Origin of the sequence: Nocardioides sp. WS12 (assembly GCF_014108865.1) — a bacterium.
Classification (GTDB): Bacteria; Actinomycetota; Actinomycetes; order Propionibacteriales; family Nocardioidaceae; genus Nocardioides.
The window spans coordinates 4,672,530-4,693,510 of the sequence record NZ_CP053928.1; the positions used below are offsets into that span (position 1 = coordinate 4,672,530).

The following is a 20,981-nucleotide window of genomic DNA, read 5'->3' on the forward strand; positions in this document are numbered from 1 at the left end:
TGGGCACACTGGAGGCATGTCTGGCCCCACGCAGAACGCGACCCCACCCGAAGTGACCATCTCGGATGAACTGCTCGCACCAGTGACCCCGACCGTCGAACTGTGCTACCAGACGTTCGGTGATCCGGGTGCCGATCCGCTGCTCCTGGTGATGGGCCTGGGCGGTCCGATGACGTGGTGGGACACCGAGCTGTGCACCCAACTGGCCGCGGCCGGCTTCTACGTCATCCGCTACGACAACCGCGACACGGGCAAGTCGACGCGCAGCCCCGGCCGCGTGCGTCGCGCTCACCTGGTCCGCGCGTTCGTCGGCGCACCGACCTCGGCGCCGTACTCCATCCACGACCTGGCGGGCGACGCGTTCGGCCTGCTCGATCACCTCGGCATCGAGTCGGCCCACCTCGCTGGCGTGTCGATGGGTGGCATGGTCGCCCAGACGATGGCCCTGGAGAAGCCCGAGCGGGTGCGCAGCCTGGCCAGCATCATGTCGACGACCGGGCGCCGCAGCGTCGGACGCCAGCACCCGAGCCTGATACCGACCCTGATCGCCAAGCGCGGCCCGGAGCGCGACGCCTACATCGCGGGCAGCGTCGCGGTCTGGAAGATCATCGGCTCCCCGCGCTTCCCCCAGACCGAGGAGAAGCTGCGCTCGCGCGCCGGCGACACCTACGACCGGGGCGTTTCCCGCGCCGGCGTGTTGCGCCAAATGATGGCGGTGCTCACCCAGCCCGACCGCACCCGTGCGCTCGCGGACCTCGCCGTTCCGACACTGGTCATGCACGGCCTCGCCGACAAGATGGTGCACGTCTCGGGTGGACGCGCCACGGCGGCCGCGATCCCGGGCGCGCGCGTCACGCTGATCAGCGGCTGGGGGCACGACATGCCGGCTGCCCTGTTCCCGACGTACACCTCTGCGATCCGCAGCAACGCCGACCGCGTCACCCCACCCGCCTCCTGAGCCCCGCGCAGGGCCACCCCACGTCCACAGCGCTCCGCGTCGGAATCCGTCCTCCACAGCGCGGGCACGCGCGGGCGCCAAATCCGGTCGCACGCTCCTAATGTCTGCCTCCCGCGCCGGACAGGTCGGCGCACGATGACCGAGGAGTGCAGATGGGACTGAAGAGGATCGGTGTGCCGGGAGCCCTGGCGGTGGTGGTCACGGGCCTGGTGGCGGGCCTGCTCGCCGGGCCCGGTGACGCCGCAACCGCCCTGCGGGAGCGAGGCCCGCGGTGGCAACCGCCGGGCGACACGATCGTGGCCGTCGAGGGCGACGCGGACAACGGCTTCACCATCCACCAGTACGACGGCACGGCGCTCTCGCCGCCGACCCTGTCCGAGACCACGGCGGAGTGCGGTGAGTACGACACCGAGGTGCAGGCGGTCGCCTGTCAGGTCGAGGTCGAGACGTGGTTCCGCGACCTGGCCGACCTCCAGACGGCGATCGCCTGGGCGAGGTACGACGCGGCGCGGCCCCGACCGGGGACCTGAGTCAGGTCAGCCGACCGGCGCCTCCGCGCCGAGCACCCGCCCGGCGTTCGCGAGGTCGACCGTCAGGTTCTCGCCGGTCGTCGGTTCGAACAGGTGCATCTTGCGGCCGTCGACCCAGATCTCGGCCTCTTCGCCCTCCTTGATCCGGCTCGCGCCGTCCAGGGACACCACCAACTGGGTGCGCATGCCCTCGCCGTCGAGGTCCTTCTCGAGTTGCTGGAGCTGCTGGGTCACCTCGGGCGGGGACTCGAACGGGATGTAGGCGTAGGTCTCGTTGCCGAGCCACTCGACGACGTCGACCTTCGCGCGGAAGGTCGAGCCGGTGCGCGCCTCCTCGGAGGCCAGCGACGCGTCCTCGAAGTGCTCGGGGCGGACGCCGGCGATGAGCAGGCCGCGGCCGGCGACCCGTTCGGCCTTGTCTGCCGGGATCTCCACCTTGCCGAATGGCAGCTGCACCGAGGTTCCCTCGACCGTCGCCGGCAGGAAGTTCATCGGCGGCGAGCCGATGAAGCCCGCGACGAACAGGTTGCCCGGGTTCTCGTAGAGCTCACGGGGCGTCGCCAGCTGCTGCAGGATGCCGCGCTTGAGTACGGCGACCCGGTCGCCCAGCGTCATCGCCTCGGTCTGGTCGTGCGTGACGTAGACCGTGGTGATGCCGAGGCGCTTCTGCAGCCGCGAGATCTCGGTGCGCATCTGCCCACGCAACTTGGCGTCGAGGTTGGACAGCGGCTCGTCGAAGAGGAACGCGTCCGCCTGCCGCACGATGGCGCGCCCCATCGCCACCCGCTGCCGCTGGCCGCCGGACAGGTTGCCGGGCTTCCGCTCCAGGTGCTCATCAAGCTCGAGCGTGCCGGATGCGTCGCGCACCAACTTGTCGATCTCGGCCTCGGGCATCTTGGCCAGCCGGAGCGGGAACGCGATGTTCTCGTAGACCGTCAGGTGCGGGTAGAGCGCGTAGTTCTGGAACACCATCGCCAGGTTGCGATCACGGGTCGCGAGATCGTTGACCCGACGTTCCCCGATGATCATGTCGCCGGAGGTGATGTCCTCCAGCCCGACGATCATCCGCAGCAGGGTGGACTTCCCGCAGCCCGAGGGCCCGACGAGGATCATGAACTCCCCGTCAGCGACGTCGATGGAGATGTCGTTCACGGCAGGGAAGCCGTCGCCGTACTTCTTGACGATGTGGTTCATCGTGATGGCGGCCATGGCAGCAGCACCTATCCCTTCACTGCGCCGGAGGTCAGCCCGGCAACGATCTTGCGCTGGAAAATCAGGACGATGATGATGATCGGGATCGTGGCGATGACGGCACCCGCAGCCAGCAACGACGCAGGTCGGTTGAACGGGTCGGCGCCGACGAAGAACGACAACGAGGCCGGGATCGGTCGGGCGTTCTCGGTCGAGGTGAGCGAGATGCCGAAGACGAAGTCGTTCCAGGCGAAGAAGAAGGTCAGGATCGCGGCGGTGAAGACCCCCGGCGCGGCCAGCGGCACGATCACCTTGCGGAACGCCTGCCACGACGTGGCCCCGTCCACCTGGGCCGCCTGCTCCATCTCCCACGGGATCTCCCGGAAGAAGGCCGACAGGGTCCAGATCGCCAGCGGGAGGGTGAAGGACATGTACGGGATGATCAGGCCCGGCCAGGTGTCGTAGAGACCCGTCACCCGCCACATGTCGAACAGCGGACCGACCAGCGACACGACCGGGAACATGGCGATCGCCAGCGACAAGGACAGCACCAGCTTCTTGCCCTTGAACTCCAGGCGGGCGATGGCGTACGCCGCCAGGGTGGCCACCACGACCGAGAGCACCGTGGCGATCAGGCTGATCCCGATGGAGTTGAAGATCGCGCGGCGGAACTGCTCGTTGTCCCAGACCGCCTCGTAGTTCGCCCAACCGGCACCGCCGCCGTCGGCGGGGAAGAAGCCCGGGCTGCCGTTGGTGATCGCGGCCTCGGACTTGAACGACAGCGAGATGATCCACGCCACCGGCAACAGGCACCAGATCATGATCAAGGTGCAGCCCACGATGAGCCCGACGCGACTTCCGATGCGACTGTTCATGTCAGGACTCCTGCCGTGCTTGGGCCAGGTCGACGCGGAAGAGTCTGACGATTCCGAAGGCGATCAGCAGGACCGAAAGGAACAGCAGCACCGACAGGGCCGAGCCCATGCCGAGCTGGAACTGCTCGATGGTTTGTCGGTAGGTCAGGAAGCTGATCGATTCGGTCTTCGCGGCACCGGCCGTCATCACGAAGATGTTGTCGAAGATCCGGTAGGCGTCGAGGGCACGGAACAGGACGGCCACCATGATCGCGGCGCGCATGTTCGGCAGGATCACCTTGGTCAGCCGTTGCGTCCACGTGGCGCCGTCGACCTTCGCGGCCTCGAGCATGTCCTCACTGACCTGGGCCAGGCCCGCCAGCAGGAGCAGCGACATGAACGGCGTGGTCTTCCAGATCTCCGACACCATGATCGCGATCACGGCCGGCGTCGTCTCGCCGAACCAGTTGAATTCGTCGCCGATGAACGGGAGCCAGCCGTTGATGAAGCCGTTCTGGAAGGAGAACGCGAACTGCCAGGCGAAGCCCGAGACGACGGTGATGATGCCGTAGGGAATCAGGATCGAGGTCCTGATCACGCCGCGGGCGAAGATCACCCGGTGCATGACCATCGCGAAGATGAAACCGATGACGAGCTCCACCGCGACGGTGACCACCATGTACACGACCGTGACCGCGGTGGTGCGCCAGAACAGCGGGTCGGACAGCGCAGTGATGTAGTTGCTGAGACCGATGAAGTTACGGTCATCGGGCGCCGTCAGCGCATAGTCGAAGGTCGAGAGGTAGATCGCGCGCAGCATCGGGAACGCGGTGACCACCAGCATCAACACGATCGCCGGCGCCACCAGCTTCTGCCCCAGCCTGGTCTCTGCCTTGGCCCGGTCGCTGAGGACGGGCTTGCCCTTCTCGGGCGTGATCACGGCACTCACAGCAGTGACTTCCCTTCCAGCACGTCCTTCAGGTACTTCGCGGAGTCCTCGGGTGTGCTGTCCGGATCAACCGAGTTCGGCGAGTGCCACCGGGCCTGGACGGCGCCCGAGATCATCGCGTAGAACGCGCTCTCGGGACGGGGACCGCCCTCGTCGACACTGGTCCGGAACAGGGTGACGAGGTCCGCGGGGTACTGACCGCTCGCCGCCACTTCGTCGTACGCCGCATTGGTCGACGGCATCAGGCCGGCCTCCAAAGCGAGGTCGACCTGGGCCTGCGTGGAGGTGATGCACTGCGCCGCAGCCATCGCCCATTCCGGGTGCTCGGAGTAGTTGCCGACGCCGATGTCGATGCCACCGACCGGCGGCTTGGAGGCCTCGCCCTCGACGGTCGCCGGGTAGCGCGCCCAGCCGAGGTCCGCGAAGGCCGTCTTGTCGGCCGGCCCGCCGGGCTGACCGATACCGCCCTCGTAGTTCTTGTAGACGAAGGTCCAGTTCGTCATGAACTCACCGGCGCCGTCGGCCGGGAACATCTGGCCGAGGCTGGTGCCCTCGTTCGAGACCGTCAGGTCCGGTTGCGCGGCCGCGGAATCGGCCAGCTTCTTGATGATCTCGGCGGCCTTGCGCCCGGCGTCCGAGTCGAGGCCCACCTTCGCGTCGCGACCGGCTTCGGTGTCGGAGACGATGTCGCCGCCGGCGCCCTGGATCATCGCGTTGATCCACACGACATAGGCCTCGTAGCGGTTGGCCTGGACCCCGACCGTGCCGCCGTTGTCGGCAGCAGCATCGATCACCTGGTCCCAGGTGACGGGCTTGGTCATGTCCAGTCCGGCCGCCCTTGCCAGGGACTTCCGGTACCAGAGCAACTGGGTGTTGGCCCACAGCGGGATCGCGTAGACCTTGTCGTCCCAGGTGACCGTCTCGGCAGCGCCGGACAGGTAGGCACCTTCACCCCCGGCACTTTCGGTGATCGTGGCAGCGAGGTCGCCCTTGACCTCCTGGAGCCAGCCGGCGTTGGCGAACTCCGCCACGAAGACGGGGTCCAGGTTCATCAGGTCAGTGGAGGAGTCCTGCGCTGCGAGCCGCCGTGCGAGCTGGGTGCGCTGGTCGGTGGCCGACGAGGGCAGCTGCTGGACCTCGATGTCGTAGTCACCGGTGCTGCAGGACTCGGCGTACTTCATGAAGACGGGAACCCCGTCGGGGTTGACGTACCAGTTCAGCACCGGCTTGTCGGAGCCGCCGCACGCCGCAAGGGCGCCGGCTGCCAGCACCGCCGAAGCCGCGACAGCGACCCTCCGACGCCGTCTGCCTTGTGTCGAAAAATTCAACCAAGCCACCCCCTCCGAGTGTGGGCTGCGTCACTCAGGCCTACCGCAGCCGAGGGGGTGTTGTCCATCGTTGACGGCTGTCGAGGCCGAACCTTTACGCGTAGGTTGCGGGTCATGGCGCTCCATGTCGTCGCCGCCCGCACCGACCCCGCACTGTTCCAATTACCGTGGTCGACGCCGCTGGCCGAGTGGGACAGGCAGTACGTCGTCCCACTCCCCCTCGGGCTGTCCCGACACGTTGTCCGGGTGGTCCGGATCAACCACCAGTTCCTCGCCGTCAAGGAGACCGAGGAGACGATCGCGCTGCGCGAGTACGACATGTTGCGGACCCTGCAACGCCTCGGCCAGCCCGCCGTCGTACCGCGCGGAGTGGTGCGGGGACGCACTGACATCGAGGGCAATCCACTGCCGACCGCGCTGCTCACCGAGCACCTGCACTATTCGCTGCCGTACCGCACCGTCTTCCAGCACGGCCTGCGTCCTGACCAGGTGCCGGCCCTCATCGACGCGCTCGTGGTGCTCCTCGTGCGGCTCCACCTGGCCGGGGTCTACTGGGGCGACGTGTCCCTGTCGAATGCTCTTTTCCGCCGCAGTGCAGGGGGATTCGCGGCCTATCTCGTCGACGCCGAGACCAGCGAGCACCACCCGACGGTGTCCGACGCGCTGCGCGAACACGACGTCACCGTCGGCATCGAGAACATCTTCGCGGAGCTGATGGACCTGCAGGCCAGCGGCGACACCGACGTCATCGTCGACGGGTTCGAGATCGTCACCCAGCTCGGCGATCGCTACCACGCCCTGTGGGACGAACTGACCGTCGCGGAGGAGTTCGGCAACGACGAGTGGTATCGGATCGAACAGCGCATCGGTCGCCTCAACGACCTCGGCTTCGACGTCGACGAGCTCGACGTCCAGGCCGAGTCCGACCGGGTCCGGATCCAGCCCCGGGTGGTCGAAGCCGGCCACCACTGCCGCGAACTCCGCCAACTGACCGGCCTCGACGTCGAGGACAGCCAGGCCCGCAAGCTGCTCAACGACCTGGCCGCGTTCACCGCCCACGGCGGGTACGACGACGAGGACCGCGAGACGGTGGCGCGCCGGTGGCTGGCCACCGTCTACACGCCGATCGTGGAGATCCTGCCGATCGACCAGCGCCGCAAGATCGCACCGGCCGAGTTCTTCCACGAGGTGATGGAGCACCGGTGGGCGCTGTCCGACATCGCCGGGCACGAAGTCAACATCTTCGACTCCGCCCGCGACTACGTCGCGACGGTGCTGCCGGACCGGCCGTCCGACACCCCGACCCTGAGCTAGGGGCGCCCGCGGACCTCGAACGCATCGATCACGTCCTGTCGGCTCGGCGGCCCACCCAACGCCAGTGCCCAGAGCAGCAGTCGGGCCTTGACCGGCGAGAGCCAACCGGCGCCGACCGCACCCCGTGCGATGAGATCGATCTCCGAACCGGGGTAGCCGTACATCGCCCGCCCGGTGGGCCCGGAGCCCGTGCGGGACGCGAACACCACCGGCACCTGACGCGCGATCCGGCCCACCGCTTCGGCCATTGCCGCCGACACGTGTCCGGCACCGAAGCCGGCGATCACGAGCCCGTCCACGTCGTCGGGGCGGATCGCGTCGACGACGTACCCGTCGTCCCCGAGGTAGGTGGCCAACAGCGGCACCCGGGGATCGTCGGCCTCCTGCCCTGCGGACAGGCGCAGCGGCGCGACACGGCCGGCCGGGACGCCGTACGCGACCTCGGCCTCGACGCACCGACCGATCGGCCCGAACACCGCCGAACGGAACGCACTGGTCGACATCGAGTCCGTCTTCGCCACCCACCGCGCCTGGTGGATCTCGTCATCGAACGCGACCAGGACGCCACGGTCCCGCGAGGACGGGGCCAGGGCACAGCGCACCGCGGTGAGCAGGTTCGCCGGACCATCGGCCCCGGCCGCCTGCGGCGAGCGCATCGCGCCCGTCAGCACCAGCGGTTCGGGCAGGTCCCAGAACAGGTCGAGCAGGTACGCCGCCTCCTCCAGGGTGTCCGTCCCCTGCGTGAGTACGACGCCCGTCGCTCCCGCATCGACCGCGGCCTGCGCCCAGCGAAGTGCCCGCAGGATGGTGGGTTCGTCGAGAGAAGGACTCGGCAACATGGCCAGCGTCTCGGCCCGGATGTCCGCGATCTCAGCAAGACCGGGTACGGCGTCAGCGAGCAACGCAGCCGAGAGGGTGGGCACGACCTCGGCGCCGTCGGTCGAGGTCGACGCGATCGTGCCGCCGAGGGCACCGATCGCCACCACGGGAAGACTCATGACGCCATCTTGTCCGATCGCCGCTGTCGGCGGCGGGTGGCAGGCTGGGGGCATGGCGAAGGACACTGCACCGGGCCGGATGGGCGGCAGCACCGAGCGGCCCGCCCGCTTCTTCAAGGATGCCGCCGAGTTCGGTGCCTGGCTGGCCGCGAACCACGACACCGCGACCGAGCTGTGGATGGGCATCAACAAGAAGCACGTCCCCGACGGCGGGCTGACCTGGGCGCAGGCGGTGCCCGAAGCCCTGTGCTGGGGCTGGATCGACTCCGTCGCCCAACGCATCGACGAGAACGCCGTCCGGCAACGCTGGACCCCCCGCAAGAAGACCAGCAACTGGAGCAAGGTCAACCTCGACTTCGTCGAGCAACTGCGGGCCGAAGGCCGGATGCAGCCCAGCGGGCTGGCCATCTGGGCGCAGCGCAAGACCGACGCGGCGCCGTACACGCACGAGGTCGACGGCGAGATCGTCCTGCCCGACGCCTACGCCGCCCAACTCGCCGGCGACCCGGCCGCCACCGCCTTCTGGGAAGCCGCCACGAGGACCTACCGCAAGGTGTGCTCCAACTGGGTGCTCAGCGCCAAGCAGGAAGCCACCCGTGACCGCCGCATGGCCCAACTGGTGGCGGAATCCGCCGCCGGCCAACTCATCCCCATGCAGCGCTACGGCGAGATCCCCAAGTGGGTCGAGCGAGCGGCGGAGGCCGCCCGGGCTGCGGACCTGTAGCCGCCGTTTCTTTACGGAGCAGCCCCTGCCGATCGGCCCGAGGCAGCCCTAGAGTCGAGGCATGGTGCTCTCGCGGGCGCTTCGCGCAGCAGCAGCGACCCTCACCCTGACGGCAGCCGGGCTCGTCGGCCCGGTCACGTCCGCGGCCCCCGTCGCCCCCGGGCCTGCATCAGGTGGCGAGCCGTACCTCGAGTCGTTCCGTTGCAGTGCGGACCCCGCCCACAACATCGGCGTCTTCCTGAACGGCGACACCTACCGCGGCAACGTCAACTGGGTGCCTGAGCACTTCGTCGCGCCGACGGGAGCCCCGTGGGAGGTCGAGTACGTCGACGGCCAGGTGCGCCTGGTCGCCCAGGGGCAGTACCTCCCGCTCCCCGGCCAGCCCTTCCTGCGCGGCACCATGACGCTCACCGCCCAGGTGACCGAGCTGCACCCGACCGTCACCCGCACCGGCACTGGCACCGGATCCGGAGCGAGCAACGACCAGGAGATGCATCTGACGGTCGCACGCGCACTCGAGGTCGTGGGCACCGCGCACCTCGAGTTCGACAACGGCAGCACCGCGGAGGTCAGCGGCTGCACCGGTTCCGTCGTGTCGCGGACGATGGACCGGCAGTCCGACCCGAAGGCGCAGGTGAGGAGCGCCAGCACCTCCGGGGCCTGGTGCAACCCGGTCGAACAGGGCACCCGGGTCGACGAGGTGTGGATCGACACGGCGACGGAGGAATGGGGGCTGGCGCTGTCGACGTACGACGACGCCGGGACTCCGGACGACTTCGACGACGACACCGGGGCGTTCTACTCCAGTGTGACCACGGTGACGCTGGAGCAGATCGAGGACGGAACGTCGCTGGAACTGGCCGGCACGGACCTGCAAGGCGATCCGGTCGATGCCACGATCACGCTTGCCTGGTCCGGCGCGACGGTGTCGCCGGCCGTGCTCTGGTCGGGCACCTGGACCCAGCGCAGCACGGTCACCAGCGGTCCGCTGACCGGCGACATCACCGATGCCGACGGCCGGGTGACCGCGCTCGACTGCTTCGCGTACAGCGCTGACCACCACAGGGTCGCCGCTGGGGGCGGCTCGCCACCCACCGCGCGAGCGCCGATCAACGACGCCCCGGAAGCCGCCGTCACGCTGACCGACACCACGACGGTGCAGACCTCCGGCTCCGCACTCGAGGCCGAGCAGGCCAATCCGTGCACGGAGCCGTGGGAGGAACAGCCGGACTATCGCGCGACCCACACCGTCTGGTTCACGGTGACGGGCGACGGCCGGACCACGATCGACACGGCCGACACCCGGTTCGACACAGCGATCTCCGTTCACGCCGTCGACGACACCGGATCTCTCGTACCGGTCGACGGTGCCTGCAACGACGACTGGTGGCGTCCCCTGTCGCCCGGCCTGGTCACGCTCACGCTCCAGGCCAGGACGACATTCGACGCCGTTCCCGGCACGAGCTACTACGTGCAGGTCGGGGGCGTGTCGAGCGACGAGAACTACGGTGTGTTGCGGGTCGCGCTCATTTCCGGCTCCACGTAGACCGACGCGCCCAGCTCGAGGAACTCCTCGGACTTCTCCTTCATCCCGAGGGCGGCGTCCTCGGGTGAGAGGTCCGCACCGAACCGGTCCCGGACGTCCTGACTGATCTTCATCGAGCAGAACTTCGGGCCGCACATGGAGCAGAAGTGGGCGGTCTTCGCGTTCTCGGCAGGCAGGGTCTCGTCGTGGAACTCCTCGGCCGTGACGGGGTCGAGGGACAGGGCGAACTGGTCGCGCCAGCGGAACTCGAAACGGGCCTTCGACAACGCGTCGTCCCAGTCCCGGGCGCCCGGGTGGCCCTTGGCCAGGTCGGCGGCGTGGGCGGCCAGCTTGTAGGTGATGACGCCGGTCTTGACGTCGTCGCGGTTCGGCAGGCCGAGGTGTTCCTTGGGCGTGACGTAGCAGAGCATCGCCGTGCCGTGCATGGCGATCGTCGCGGCGCCGATGGCGGAGGTGATGTGGTCGTAGCCGGGCGCGATGTCGGTGGCGAGGGGGCCGAGCGTGTAGAACGGCGCGCCGTGGCACCAGTCCTGCTGGAGCCGGACGTTCTCCTCCACGAGGTGCAGCGGGACGTGTCCGGGGCCTTCGACCATCACCTGGACGTCGTACTCCCAGGCGCGTTTCGTCAGCTCGGCAAGGGTCCTGAGCTCCGAGAACTGTGCTTCGTCGTTGGCGTCGGCGGTCGATCCGGGGCGGAGTCCGTCGCCGAGGGAGAAGCTGACGTCGTACTGGCGGAAGATCTCGCAGAGCTCGTCGAAGTGGGTGTAGAGGAAGTTCTCCTCGTGGTGGGCCAGGCACCAGCCGGCCATGATCGATCCGCCGCGGCTGACGATGCCGGTGACCCGGCGTGCGGTCATGGGGACGTAGCGCAGCAACACACCGGCGTGGACGGTCATGTAGTCGACGCCCTGTTCGCACTGCTCGATCACGGTGTCGCGGAAGATCTCCCAGGTGAGTTTGTCGGCCTCGCCGTTGACCTTCTCGAGGGCCTGGTAGATCGGCACGGTGCCGATGGGCACGGGGCTGTTGCGGATGATCCACTCGCGGGTGGTGTGGATGTCGTCGCCGGTCGACAGGTCCATGACCGTGTCGGCGCCCCACGTGATGGCGTGGGTGAGCTTGTCGACCTCTTCGGCGATGCTGCTGGTGACGGCGGAGTTGCCGATGTTGGCGTTGATCTTCACGAGGAACCGCTTGCCGATGATCATCGGCTCGGACTCCGGGTGGTTCACGTTGGCGGGGATGATTGCGCGGCCGGCGGCGACCTCGCTGCGGACGAGTTCGACGTCGCACTGCTCGCGCGCGGCGACGTACCGCATCTCCTCGGTGATGGTGCCGGCGCGCGCGTAGGCCATCTGGGTGACGGTGGCACCGGTCGAGACCCGCGGTGCCCGGCGCTCGCCCTGCCACTCGCCCACGGCCTCGCCGCGGCGCAGCGCCGAGCGGCCGTTGTCGAGCAACTGGGTCTCGCGGCCGTCGTACGACGCCGTGTCGCCGCGGGCCTCGATCCATGCCGAACGCAAGGGCGCCAGGCCGCGTTCGGGTTCGGAGCCGGGGCCTTCGGTGCAGTACCGGTCGAAGGTGTCGCCGTTGGTGAGCGCGACCCGGGTGAACGGGACGGCGAGGTCGCCGACCTCGATGCGGGTGTGGGCGGGGTGGACGGTCATGAGTGTTCTCCTTGGATGTGAGCGACCGGCCCTCGGCCGCGGCCGAGGGTCCAGTTCTTGCCGAGATGAAGCTGTTGAGAGACGTACGCCGCGGCACGCTCGGCCGCGATCGGGATGGTGGCGCCGTGTGCAAGATGGGCGGCGAGGGCGCTGCTGTGGGTGCATCCGGTGCCGTGGTCGTTGGTGGTGTCGATGTCGCCACCACGCGTCACGATCACGCCGGCGTGGTCGGGCTCTCCGAGAGCAAGGAACTCTTCCTCGTTGGGGGTGATCACCGTCGCGACCGGAAGCAGGTGCTGGCGGTAGGCCTGCACGACGGAGTCGTCGGCGAGGACTGCGCCCGAGGTCGCGACCAGCACCGGGTCGACGACCAGGATCCGTCCGGCGCAGCGCTCCGCGACGAGCCGGACCACCTCGGGGGTGCCGAGCATTCCGGTCTTCACCGCGACCGGGTCGAGGTCCTCGAGCACCGCATCGAGTTGGGCGGCCACGACGTCGAGCGGCACCGGGTGGATCGCGCGGACCCCGGTCGTGTCCTGGGCGGTGACGGCGGCGACCACGCAGGCGCCGTGCACACCGAGCGCCGCGAAGGTGGTCAGGTCCGCCGCGATGCCGGCGGCCCCGCCGGAGTCGGTCCCGGCGATGGTGAGGACGACGGGTGGGTTCATGGCGCCACCGCTCGCAGCAGATCGGCCACGACGGCTGCCGGATCGTCGGCCCGCATCACGGCGCCCATCACCGCGACGCCGTACGCACCGGCCTTGCGGGCTTGCTCGGCGTTGTCCGGCGTCACGCCGCCGAGCGCATAGATCGGGACGGAGTGGCCCGTGAACGCGCCGTCGGACAACGGCGGACCATAGCCGGGCTTGCTCTCCGTCCATGTGTACGGCGACAAGGTGGCCCACCAGGCGCCATCGCTCGCCGCACGGGCGACGTCGGTCCGGCTGTGGCACGAACGACCCCAGCGCAGCGCCTGGCCGGGTCGGGAGGCGCTCGCCGGCAGGTGGAGTCCCACCGTCCGCAGGAGTGGCCGGTGGGCGGCGATCACCTCGAGAGCGGCACTGCGGGCGGTGTCCGCGATCTCCTGGCGTTCGTCGTCGGGGAGGTCGGTCTCGCGGAGGACGACGCGGGTGAGCCCTGCCGCGGCGGCTTCGCGGAGGACGTCGTCGAGCGTGCGTCCGGGCGGAACGAGGGTCCGGTCGGTCAGCAGGAGCAGTCGGGCGGTCATCCGATCCGCCCTGCCATCGGGCTGGACGCGCGGGCCGTCGCCTGCCGCGGGATCCGTCCGGCCTGTCGGGCGAGCCGACCAGCGTCCACGCCGAGGCGCAGGGCGCGGGCCATGGCGATCGGGTCGTCGGCGCGGGTGACAGCCGTGGCCGCCAGGACTGCGTCGCAGCCGAGCTCCATCGCGAGCGCGGCGTCACTGGCGGTACCGACTCCGGCGTCGAGCACCACGGGCACGTCGACGGCCGCGCGGACGGCCTCGATGGCGTGCGGATTGAGCACGCCGAGGCCCGAGCCGATCGGCGATCCGAGCGGCATCACCGCAGCACAGCCGGCATCGACGAGTCGGCGGGCGATGACGGGGTCGTCGGTGCAGTACGGCAGGACGGTGAATCCGCGACGGACCAGTTCGGCAGCAGCGTCGAGGAGTTCGACGACATCGGGGAGCAGCGATCGCTCGTCGCCGATCACCTCGAGCTTGACCCAGCTCGTCTCGAGCGCTTCGCGCGCGAGTTCCGCGGTGATCACCGCTTCCCGCGCCGAGAGGCATCCGGCAGTGTTGGGCAGCAGGCGAACGCCCGCGTCCCGCACTGCCGCGAGCAGGCCGCCGTCGGCGACCGACGAGGTGCGCCGGATCGACACCGTGACCAGGGCGGGTTGGGCGGCCGCCAGGATCGGAGCAACGAGAGCGACCTGCGGAAGCCCCCCGGTGCCCAGGAAGAGCCGCGAGGACAGGGCTTCTCCGGCGATGACCAGGTCATCGCTGGCTGGGGTGGTCATCCGCCCTGCACCGCCGCCACGACGTCGACCACGTCACCCTCGACGAGCACCCAGCCGGCCCAGTCCCCGCGCGGCACCACTTCTTCGTTGACGGCGACGGCAATGCCGTGGGGGCGCGGATCGTCGAAGCGGATCGTGAGCAGGTCCGCCACGGTCGCGCGGTCCTCCAGGGTCGTTGCCTCACCGTTGTGCGTGATGGTCATGCCGTTCCTTTCCTTGCAGGGTGCATCCCGTGGTGAACCGCCGCGGATCGACCGAGGGGTCGACCGGGGCGCCGTCGAGGTGGTCGGCCACGAGGCGGGCCGTGAGGGGAGCCAGGAGCACGCCGTGCCGGAAGTGGCCCGCAGCGAGAAGGACCCCGTCGACGCCACTGGCACCGATGAGGGGGCGCCCATCCGCGGTGGTGGGCCGGTCACGAGCCGTCGACTCGATGAGCTCGGCGCGATCCAGCCCGGGCCACAGGGCGCGCGCAGCGGTGAGCAACCGGTGGACGCCACCGGCGGTCACCACGGGAGGTACCGAGTGCTCCTCGGAGGTGGCGCCGACCACGACCTCACCGTTGCCGCGCGGCACCAGGTAGATCGGCTCACCGCCAACCCAGCCGCGCACGGTGTGCGTCGGCGGGTCGTCGGCACGGACGCGGAGGATCTCGCCGCGCACGCCACGGACCAGTCCGGTCCACGGTTTCGGAAGACGGGCACCCGTGGCGACGACCGTGACGTCCGCGCCCCCGGGATCGCGGGACACCACAGGGATGCGGGAGAGCAGCGCCCCGCAGACCGCCCGCGGATCGACACTCATCTCCCCCGCAAGCAGGGCCGCACCCGCGACCCGCGCCAACACCGGCTCGCACGCCCGCACCGCCACACGGTCCAGCAGCGTCGCCCCGCCACCCAGGCCACCGACCAGCGACACCTGCCGTTCGACCTGCTGGAGGTCCCCGGCGTCGTACCCGACAAGAAGGGTGGGGTCGGCCCGCAGTTCCACGCCGAGTCGGCCGGCCAGGGCAGGCCACAGCGCCAGGGACGCCGTACCCAGCCGGAGGATCTCCTCCTCCCCGTGCCAGACCTCGGCTGCCGGGCTCAACATCCCCGCGGCTGCGTACGACGCCCCGCTGGCCGGGTGCGGATCGACAACCGTCACCGTGTGCCCGCGGCGGATCAGTTCGTCGGCGACGGTCAGGCCGATGATGCCGGCGCCCAGGACGGTGACGCGCATGCCGTTCACCCGATGGCCGCGAGGAGCTCCTCTGCTGCCACGACGGGATCGGGTGGGTGCCAGATGCCGCCGATCACGGCGACGCCGGCCGCGCCAGCTGCGAACACGTCGGCAGCACCGGACGCGGTGATCCCCCCGATCGCGATCACCGGCAACCGACCCACGACGCTCCGCAGGCCCGTCGTCCCGAGCGGTTCGGGCAACCCGGCCTTGCTCGTCGTGGCGAACACCGGGCCGACGCCGGCGTAGTCGGCACCTTCCGCTGCTGCGGTCTCGACATCGGCGAGGGACCGGCAGGTCGCACCCAGGAGCAGGCCGGGAGCGAGGGAGCGGGCGACCGCGACCGGCAGGTCACCGGACCCGAGGTGCGCACCGTCGGCGCCCGCCGCGATGGCCACGTCGACGCGGTCGTTCACGATGACGGTCGCTCCGACCGGGCGGACGGCCGCGATGACGGTCCGGGTCAGCTCGATCAGCCGGCGGGCGTCGTACGCCTTCGACCGGACCTGGAATCCGTCGACGCCGAGCTCGGCCAGGCGGGTCAGGACCGAGAGGTCGTCGTGTTCGGAGACGAGGCAGGTGATCCTCGGGACCGTTGAAAAGCGCATGGGCTGCTCCTTCTCTTCCTTCGCCGGTATGAGCCGGATCAGGTTCGACGGTCGGAGCAGCTTCAGCTCCCTCTCAGCCCGCTGCTGCGGACTCCCGTGGGATGGATGTCGCAGACGATAGCCGACCGTCGAGTTCCGCCAGATGGCGGCGTACGGCGACGGCGGCCGCACGCCCGGCGCGGTTGCCCCCGATGGTGCTGGCCGAGGGCCCGTAGCCCACCAGGTGCACGCGGGGGTCGCGCTCGACCGTGGTGGCCGTCTGGACATCGGCGCCGGTCTGCAGCAGCGCGATCCCGCCGAGCTCGCTGCGCAGGTGCAGCGGCGCGAGGTGCGCGACGGCCGGTCGGAAGCCGGTGGCCCACAAGATCACGTCCACGGGTTCGAAGGTGCCGTCGGCCCAGCGCACGCCGTCGGGCTCGATCCGGGCAAACATCGGGCGGCGCCGTTCGTAGGCGCCCAGCCGCGCGGCCTCCTGCTCCTGTGGGCGCAGGCCGAGCCCGGTCACGCTCACGACGCTGGCCGGCGGCAGGCCGGCCCGCACGCGCTTCTGGACCAGCTCGATCGCATCGCGACCAGAACGCTCGTCCCAGTCCGAGCGCCACACGGGCGGACGCCGGGTCGCCCAGAGCACGTCGGTCCGCGGTGCGAGTTCGCCGATGAACTGCACCGCCGACGCGCCACCGCCCACGACCAGCACCCGCTTGCCGTCGAAGTGCTCGGGGCCGGGGTAGTCGACGGTGTGCAGTTGCTCGCCGCGGAACGACTCCGCACCGGGGTAGTACGGCAGGAACGGTTGGGTCCACGTGCCCGTCGCGTTGATCAGGGTGCGGGTCCACCAGGTCCGCGCTCCCGCGTGCACGCCGAGCAAGTCGCCTTCGGATGTCACCCGGTCCACCCGGACCGGACGGACGACCGGCAGCCCGCGCTCCGCCTCGTAGCGCGCGAACCAGTCGGGCAGGACCGCATTCGCCCGATCGCTCGAGCCGCCGGGCGCTGCAGCGTCAGGCAGGTCGGCGACGCCGTGGACGTCCTGCATGCTCAGCGAGTCCCACCGGTGCTGCCACGCTCCGCCGGGCTGCGCGTTGGCGTCCAGCACGACGTGGTCGAGGCCCAGGCGAGCCAGGTGGTACGACGCCGACAGGCCGGCCTGGCCTGCTCCGATCACCACGACGTCGTACACCTTCACGGTGGTGGAACAGCCGGCCCCGTCCATCTATGCCGCCGCTGTGCCGCCCGCTGTGCCGTCCGCGATGAGAACCCCGGTTACCAACCGTGACCTTCTATGGCTAACCTTCGTTAAATCTGCGGAAAGTACTCGGATTTCCTCCCGAACAGGCGGAGAGTTACCTCCAAAGCTTGCAACTCAATACTTGTCATCAATGGGAATGGGGTCCCGTGAACACGCGGAAGATTGTCTCTGTAGTCACCTTCGCCCTCATGGGCGCGGGCTTGACGCTCACGCCTACGACGGCGCAAGCCGCTGAAAATGTGGTCTGGAGTTACGCAGCCAGCACAGGCGGAACGTACGTCAAGGTCCAGGACAGCTTGGTCAACTCTGACCTCACGGCCCAGTCCTCGGTCACCGGAGGCGCGAAGTCGTCCTCCTCCAAGAACAGCACTGCTGCTGCGAACGTCGCTGGCCTGCTCTCGGTCGGCGCCATCGAAACCAGCACCAGCGCGAACGTCAACACGGTCGCGAAGACCACGACGCTCAACGGCTGGGCACGCACGGCCAAGGTCGACCTGCTCGGTGGCCTGATCCGGGTCGACGCCCTCACGACGACGATCTCCACGGTCGGTCGCGCGGACGGCACCGCCTCGCACACGGCCAACACCCAGTTCGCGGGCATCAAGATCGTCGGCGTCAACCTGCCGCTGAACATCCCGAAGAACTACGGCGTCACCATCCCCGGCGTCGCCAGCATCAGCCTCAACATGTCGATCCACGGCAAGGTCGACCGCACCGCCGGCACCATCGGCTGGGCGCTCGGCGTCACGCTGCTGCAGCCGACCGGCGGCTACCCGGCCGGCGTCACGATCCTGGTCAACCCGGTCAACCAGTACCTCTCCGAGGTCGACCCGTCCTCGGGCGCTGGTCTGTCCGGCACGGCCTACGGCACCCGCGTCGAGGCCAACGTCAGCGACCAGATCCAGGTCATCAGTGACCCGACCGCTCGCGTCGGCACCCCGTTCGGCTCCAGCAACGGCAAGACGCTGACGAACTCGACGCTCAGCGTGAAGATCCCCGGCCTGCTCACCACCGGTGTGGTGAGTTCGACGACGACGTCCACCAAGGACGCCTTCGGCAACGCTGAGGTCACCAACACCAACCAGACGGCCGGGCTCAACCTGCTCGGTGGTCTGATCAAGGCGAACGCCATCAAGGTGACGGCGACCGGCAAGCTCCAGGACGGCGTCTGGACCAGCTCCATGAAGATGGAACTCGTCAACCTGGTCATTGCCGGCAAGCAGATCCCGATCAACGTCTCCCCGAACACCGTCATCAACGTGGCGGGCCTCGGCGAGGTCGCGATCAACCTGCAGCGCAAGCACCCGGGCGGTGCGTACTTCAACCGCATCGACGGTGTGCGCATCACGCTCAGCACTGCTCAGGCCGGTCTTCCGGTCGGTGCCGTGATCGAGCTCGGCGTGGCCAGCACGGCGATCTCGCCGCAGCTCACGGCGCCCTGATCGAAGCAGACAACTGAGGGGCTGGGTCGCTATGCGACCCAGCCCCTTCGTCATTCCGGATCAGCGATATCCTCGGTAGTCGTGGCTGACGCAGAGTTCCGGTATTCCGACCTCCTCCCGACCGGCAAGGACGACACCCCCTACCGGTTGATCACGACCGAAGGTGTTTCAACCGTCGAGGGGCCTGACGGCCGCACCTTCCTCCAGGTCGATCCAGCCGCCATCCAGCGGCTCACCTCCGAGGCGATGCACGACATCAGCCACTACCTGCGGCCGGCGCACCTCAAGCAGCTCCGCAAGATCATCGACGACCCCGAGGCGTCCGGGAACGACCGCTTCGTGGCGCTCGACCTGCTCAAGAACGTCAACATCTCCGCCGGCGGCGTGCTGCCGATGTGCCAGGACACCGGTACCGCGATCGTGATGGGCAAGAAGTCCGAAGGTGTCCTCACCGGCGCCGACGACGGCGAGGCGATCAGCCGTGGTGTGTACGACGCCTACACGAAGCTGAACCTGCGCTACAGCCAGCTCGCCCCCCTGACGACGTACGACGAGAAGAACACCGGCACCAACCTGCCGGCCCAGATCGAGCTCTACTCCACGGTCCAGGGCGAGAAGGGCCCGGAGTACAAGTTCCTCTTCATGGCCAAGGGCGGCGGCTCGGCCAACAAGTCCTTCCTGTTCCAGGAGACGAAGGCGGTCCTGAACCCGAAGCGGATGCTGGAGTTCCTCGACGAGAAGATCCGCTCGCTCGGCACGGCCGCCTGCCCGCCGTACCACCTGGCCGTGGTCATCGGCGGTACGTCGGCGGAGTTCGCGCTCAAGACCGCGAAGTACGCCTCGGCGCACTACCTCGACAACCTCCCGACCGAGGGCAGCATGAGCGCCCACGGGTTCCGCGACCTGGAGCTCGAGGAGGAGGTCTTCAAGCTCACCCAGGAGTTCGGGATCGGCGCCCAGTTCGGCGGCAAGTACTTCTGTCACGACGTGCGCGTGGTCCGCCTCCCCCGTCACGGTGCGTCGTGCCCGGTGGCCATTGCGGTCTCCTGCTCGGCTGACCGCCAGGCGCTCGGCAAGATCACCGCCGACGGTGTCTTCCTCGAGCAGCTCGAGACGGACCCGGCGCAATACATGCCCGACGCCGGTGTCGCCGAGGACATCTCCGGTGGCGAGGTGGTCGAGGTCGACCTGAACCGCCCGATGAGCGAGATCCTCGCCCAGCTCTCGCAGTTCCCCGTGAAGACCCGGCTCTCCCTCACCGGCCCGCTGGTCGTGGCACGCGACATCGCGCACGCCAAGATCCAGGAACTCCTCGACGCGGGCCAGCCGATGCCGGAATACCTCAAGAACCACCCGGTCTACTACGCCGGCCCCGCCAAGACGCCAGCCGGCATGGCGTCCGGGTCCTTCGGCCCGACGACCGCCGGCCGGATGGACTCCTACGTCAAGGCGTTCCAGGCCGCAGGCGGGTCGATGGTGATGCTCGCCAAGGGCAACCGCAGCAAGCAGGTCACCGAGGCCTGCAACGAGTACGGCGGGTTCTACCTCGGCTCGATCGGCGGCCCGGCCGCGCGGCTGGCCCAGGACTGCATCAAGAGCCAGGAAGTGCTGGAGTACCCCGAACTCGGCATGGAAGCCGTCTGGAAGATCGAGGTCGAGAACTTCCCGGCCTTCATCGTCGTCGACGACAAGGGCAACGACTTCTTCACCGACCCCTCGGGCGCCGTCAACGTCCCGCTGGGCGCCATCCGGGTGCGCTCGGCCGAGTAGTCGACCCGTCCGGCGTCAAAGACCCACTCCGCCACCGATCCCGGGCATGGTCCCCAAGATGGCGGCCCACTGGGCCAGGTCGGCCTTGCGCTGCTGCAGGTCCTGACGGACCACGGCACCCAGGCCGATCCCGCGCGCGACATCGAGGGTCAGTCGTACCGACGACTGCACCTCCTGCCGGCTCGGGTCCGCATGCAGCAGCTCGATGGTGAGTTCCTCCATCTCGCGGCTGAACCGGCGTTCGATCGGGACCACGAGGGCCCGCAGGGTCGGGTCCGAGGCCGCCGCAACCCACAGGTTCAACGCGGCCCGGCCGACCACGTCGGTCCAGACGCTGGTCAACCGGGTCAGCACGTCGAGCACCGGGTTGTCGTCGTGCTCGTCGGCCGGCTGCGTGCGGAGCCGGTCACCGAGGCCGTCGGCCACGCGTTGCACGGCGTCGCGGACCAGGTCGTCGCGGCTCGCAAAGTGGTGCTGGGCGGCGCCGCGGGAAACTCCCGCGCGCGCCGCCACAGCAACAACGGTGGTGCCGTGCCACCCGACTTCGGCGAGGCTCTCGATCGTTGCGTCGAGAAGGCTCTCCCGGGTGGCCCGGCTCCGGTCCTGCTGAGGTTCGCGCCCCATGCGCTGT

21 protein-coding genes and 1 riboswitch are annotated in these 20,981 nt (G+C 69.3%); of the genes, 7 read left to right on the forward strand and 14 right to left on the reverse strand.

Annotation, left to right across the window (positions count from 1 at the left end):
* Positions 1-16 precede the first annotated feature (16 nt).
* Both HRC28_RS22540 and HRC28_RS22545 read left to right on the forward strand, forming a co-directional pair.
* On the forward strand, positions 17-958 hold the full coding sequence (locus HRC28_RS22540) for an alpha/beta fold hydrolase (protein ID WP_182377604.1): 942 nt from the start codon (positions 17-19) through the stop codon (positions 956-958).
* A 152-nt stretch (positions 959-1,110) separates the two neighbouring features.
* On the forward strand, positions 1,111-1,488 hold the full coding sequence (locus HRC28_RS22545; RefSeq protein WP_182377605.1) for a hypothetical protein: 378 nt from the start codon (positions 1,111-1,113) through the stop codon (positions 1,486-1,488).
* 6 nt (positions 1,489-1,494) lie between these two features.
* On the opposite strand, the gene ugpC is transcribed toward HRC28_RS22545, so the two are convergent.
* The 4 genes from ugpC to HRC28_RS22565 are packed head-to-tail and all read right to left on the reverse strand — an operon-like array spanning position 1,495 to position 5,753.
* On the reverse strand, positions 1,495-2,697 hold the full coding sequence (ugpC, locus tag HRC28_RS22550) for a sn-glycerol-3-phosphate ABC transporter ATP-binding protein UgpC (protein ID WP_182377606.1): 1,203 nt from the start codon (positions 2,695-2,697) through the stop codon (positions 1,495-1,497).
* A gap of 11 nt (positions 2,698-2,708) precedes the next feature.
* Complete coding sequence (locus HRC28_RS22555) at positions 2,709-3,554, reverse strand: carbohydrate ABC transporter permease (RefSeq protein WP_182377607.1); 846 nt, start codon at positions 3,552-3,554, stop codon at positions 2,709-2,711.
* A gap of 1 nt (position 3,555) precedes the next feature.
* Positions 3,556-4,482, reverse strand: a complete 927-nt coding sequence (locus HRC28_RS22560; RefSeq protein ID WP_237111614.1) for a sugar ABC transporter permease — start codon at positions 4,480-4,482, stop codon at positions 3,556-3,558.
* On the reverse strand, positions 4,479-5,753 hold the full coding sequence (locus HRC28_RS22565; protein WP_182377608.1) for an extracellular solute-binding protein: 1,275 nt from the start codon (positions 5,751-5,753) through the stop codon (positions 4,479-4,481). Before HRC28_RS22565 ends, HRC28_RS22560 begins: the two co-directional genes overlap by 4 nt.
* A gap of 171 nt (positions 5,754-5,924) precedes the next feature.
* Here HRC28_RS22565 and HRC28_RS22570 point away from each other — a divergent pair, with 171 nt between their 5' ends.
* Positions 5,925-7,124, forward strand: coding sequence for a DUF4032 domain-containing protein (locus tag HRC28_RS22570; RefSeq protein WP_182377609.1), 1,200 nt, complete (start codon positions 5,925-5,927; stop codon positions 7,122-7,124).
* Here HRC28_RS22570 and HRC28_RS22575 read toward each other — a convergent pair.
* Positions 7,121-8,122, reverse strand: coding sequence for an asparaginase (locus HRC28_RS22575; RefSeq protein ID WP_182377610.1), 1,002 nt, complete (start codon positions 8,120-8,122; stop codon positions 7,121-7,123). The two genes, HRC28_RS22570 and HRC28_RS22575, sit on opposite strands and share 4 nt — an antisense overlap.
* A gap of 52 nt (positions 8,123-8,174) precedes the next feature.
* Here HRC28_RS22575 and HRC28_RS22580 point away from each other — a divergent pair, with 52 nt between their 5' ends.
* Both HRC28_RS22580 and HRC28_RS22585 read left to right on the forward strand, forming a co-directional pair.
* Positions 8,175-8,846 carry a YdeI/OmpD-associated family protein gene (locus tag HRC28_RS22580; RefSeq protein WP_202033149.1) on the forward strand — a complete coding sequence of 224 codons (672 nt, stop codon included), beginning with the start codon at positions 8,175-8,177 and terminating at the stop codon, positions 8,844-8,846.
* A gap of 61 nt (positions 8,847-8,907) precedes the next feature.
* The gene (locus tag HRC28_RS22585) at positions 8,908-10,392 is read left to right on the forward strand and encodes a hypothetical protein (RefSeq protein ID WP_182377611.1); all 1,485 of its coding nucleotides are present in this window, start codon (positions 8,908-8,910) and stop codon (positions 10,390-10,392) included.
* Here HRC28_RS22585 and thiC read toward each other — a convergent pair.
* The 8 genes from thiC to HRC28_RS22625 form a co-directional block, all read right to left on the reverse strand.
* Positions 10,350-12,059 carry a phosphomethylpyrimidine synthase ThiC gene (thiC, locus tag HRC28_RS22590; protein WP_182377612.1) on the reverse strand — a complete coding sequence of 570 codons (1,710 nt, stop codon included), beginning with the start codon at positions 12,057-12,059 and terminating at the stop codon, positions 10,350-10,352. The genes HRC28_RS22585 and thiC overlap by 43 nt on opposite strands.
* Positions 12,056-12,727, reverse strand: coding sequence for a bifunctional hydroxymethylpyrimidine kinase/phosphomethylpyrimidine kinase (locus tag HRC28_RS22595; RefSeq protein WP_182377613.1), 672 nt, complete (start codon positions 12,725-12,727; stop codon positions 12,056-12,058). Before HRC28_RS22595 ends, thiC begins: the two co-directional genes overlap by 4 nt.
* Positions 12,724-13,287 carry a thiamine phosphate synthase gene (locus HRC28_RS22600; RefSeq protein WP_182377614.1) on the reverse strand — a complete coding sequence of 188 codons (564 nt, stop codon included), beginning with the start codon at positions 13,285-13,287 and terminating at the stop codon, positions 12,724-12,726. The genes HRC28_RS22595 and HRC28_RS22600 overlap by 4 nt, the downstream gene beginning before the upstream one ends.
* Positions 13,284-14,063 (reverse strand): thiazole synthase, encoded by a 780-nt coding sequence (locus tag HRC28_RS22605; RefSeq protein WP_182377615.1) that lies wholly within the window; start codon positions 14,061-14,063, stop codon positions 13,284-13,286. The genes HRC28_RS22600 and HRC28_RS22605 overlap by 4 nt, the downstream gene beginning before the upstream one ends.
* Positions 14,060-14,266, reverse strand: coding sequence for a sulfur carrier protein ThiS (gene thiS, locus HRC28_RS22610; RefSeq protein WP_182377616.1), 207 nt, complete (start codon positions 14,264-14,266; stop codon positions 14,060-14,062). Before thiS ends, HRC28_RS22605 begins: the two co-directional genes overlap by 4 nt.
* The gene (locus HRC28_RS22615; protein WP_182377617.1) at positions 14,244-15,281 is read right to left on the reverse strand and encodes an FAD-dependent oxidoreductase; all 1,038 of its coding nucleotides are present in this window, start codon (positions 15,279-15,281) and stop codon (positions 14,244-14,246) included. Before HRC28_RS22615 ends, thiS begins: the two co-directional genes overlap by 23 nt.
* Positions 15,282-15,286: 5 nt before the next feature.
* Positions 15,287-15,889 (reverse strand): thiamine phosphate synthase, encoded by a 603-nt coding sequence (gene thiE, locus HRC28_RS22620; RefSeq protein WP_182377618.1) that lies wholly within the window; start codon positions 15,887-15,889, stop codon positions 15,287-15,289.
* A riboswitch (TPP riboswitch) is annotated at positions 15,888-15,997 on the reverse strand. (Overlaps the previous gene by 2 nt.)
* Positions 15,963-17,102, reverse strand: a complete 1,140-nt coding sequence (locus tag HRC28_RS22625) for an FAD-dependent oxidoreductase (protein ID WP_237111615.1) — start codon at positions 17,100-17,102, stop codon at positions 15,963-15,965. Its footprint overlaps the riboswitch before it by 35 nt.
* A gap of 224 nt (positions 17,103-17,326) precedes the next feature.
* On the opposite strand from HRC28_RS22625, the gene HRC28_RS22630 reads away from it, so the two are divergent.
* Together HRC28_RS22630 and HRC28_RS22635 are read left to right on the forward strand one after the other, a co-directional pair.
* Positions 17,327-18,580, forward strand: a complete 1,254-nt coding sequence (locus HRC28_RS22630; protein ID WP_272902647.1) for a choice-of-anchor P family protein — start codon at positions 17,327-17,329, stop codon at positions 18,578-18,580.
* A gap of 81 nt (positions 18,581-18,661) precedes the next feature.
* Positions 18,662-20,350 (forward strand): fumarate hydratase, encoded by a 1,689-nt coding sequence (locus tag HRC28_RS22635; RefSeq protein ID WP_202033150.1) that lies wholly within the window; start codon positions 18,662-18,664, stop codon positions 20,348-20,350.
* Positions 20,351-20,365: 15 nt separating this feature from the next.
* Here the strand turns inward: HRC28_RS22635 and HRC28_RS22640 are convergent, their stop codons facing one another.
* Positions 20,366-20,974 carry a TetR/AcrR family transcriptional regulator gene (locus tag HRC28_RS22640; protein WP_182377620.1) on the reverse strand — a complete coding sequence of 203 codons (609 nt, stop codon included), beginning with the start codon at positions 20,972-20,974 and terminating at the stop codon, positions 20,366-20,368.
* Positions 20,975-20,981 lie beyond the last annotated feature (7 nt).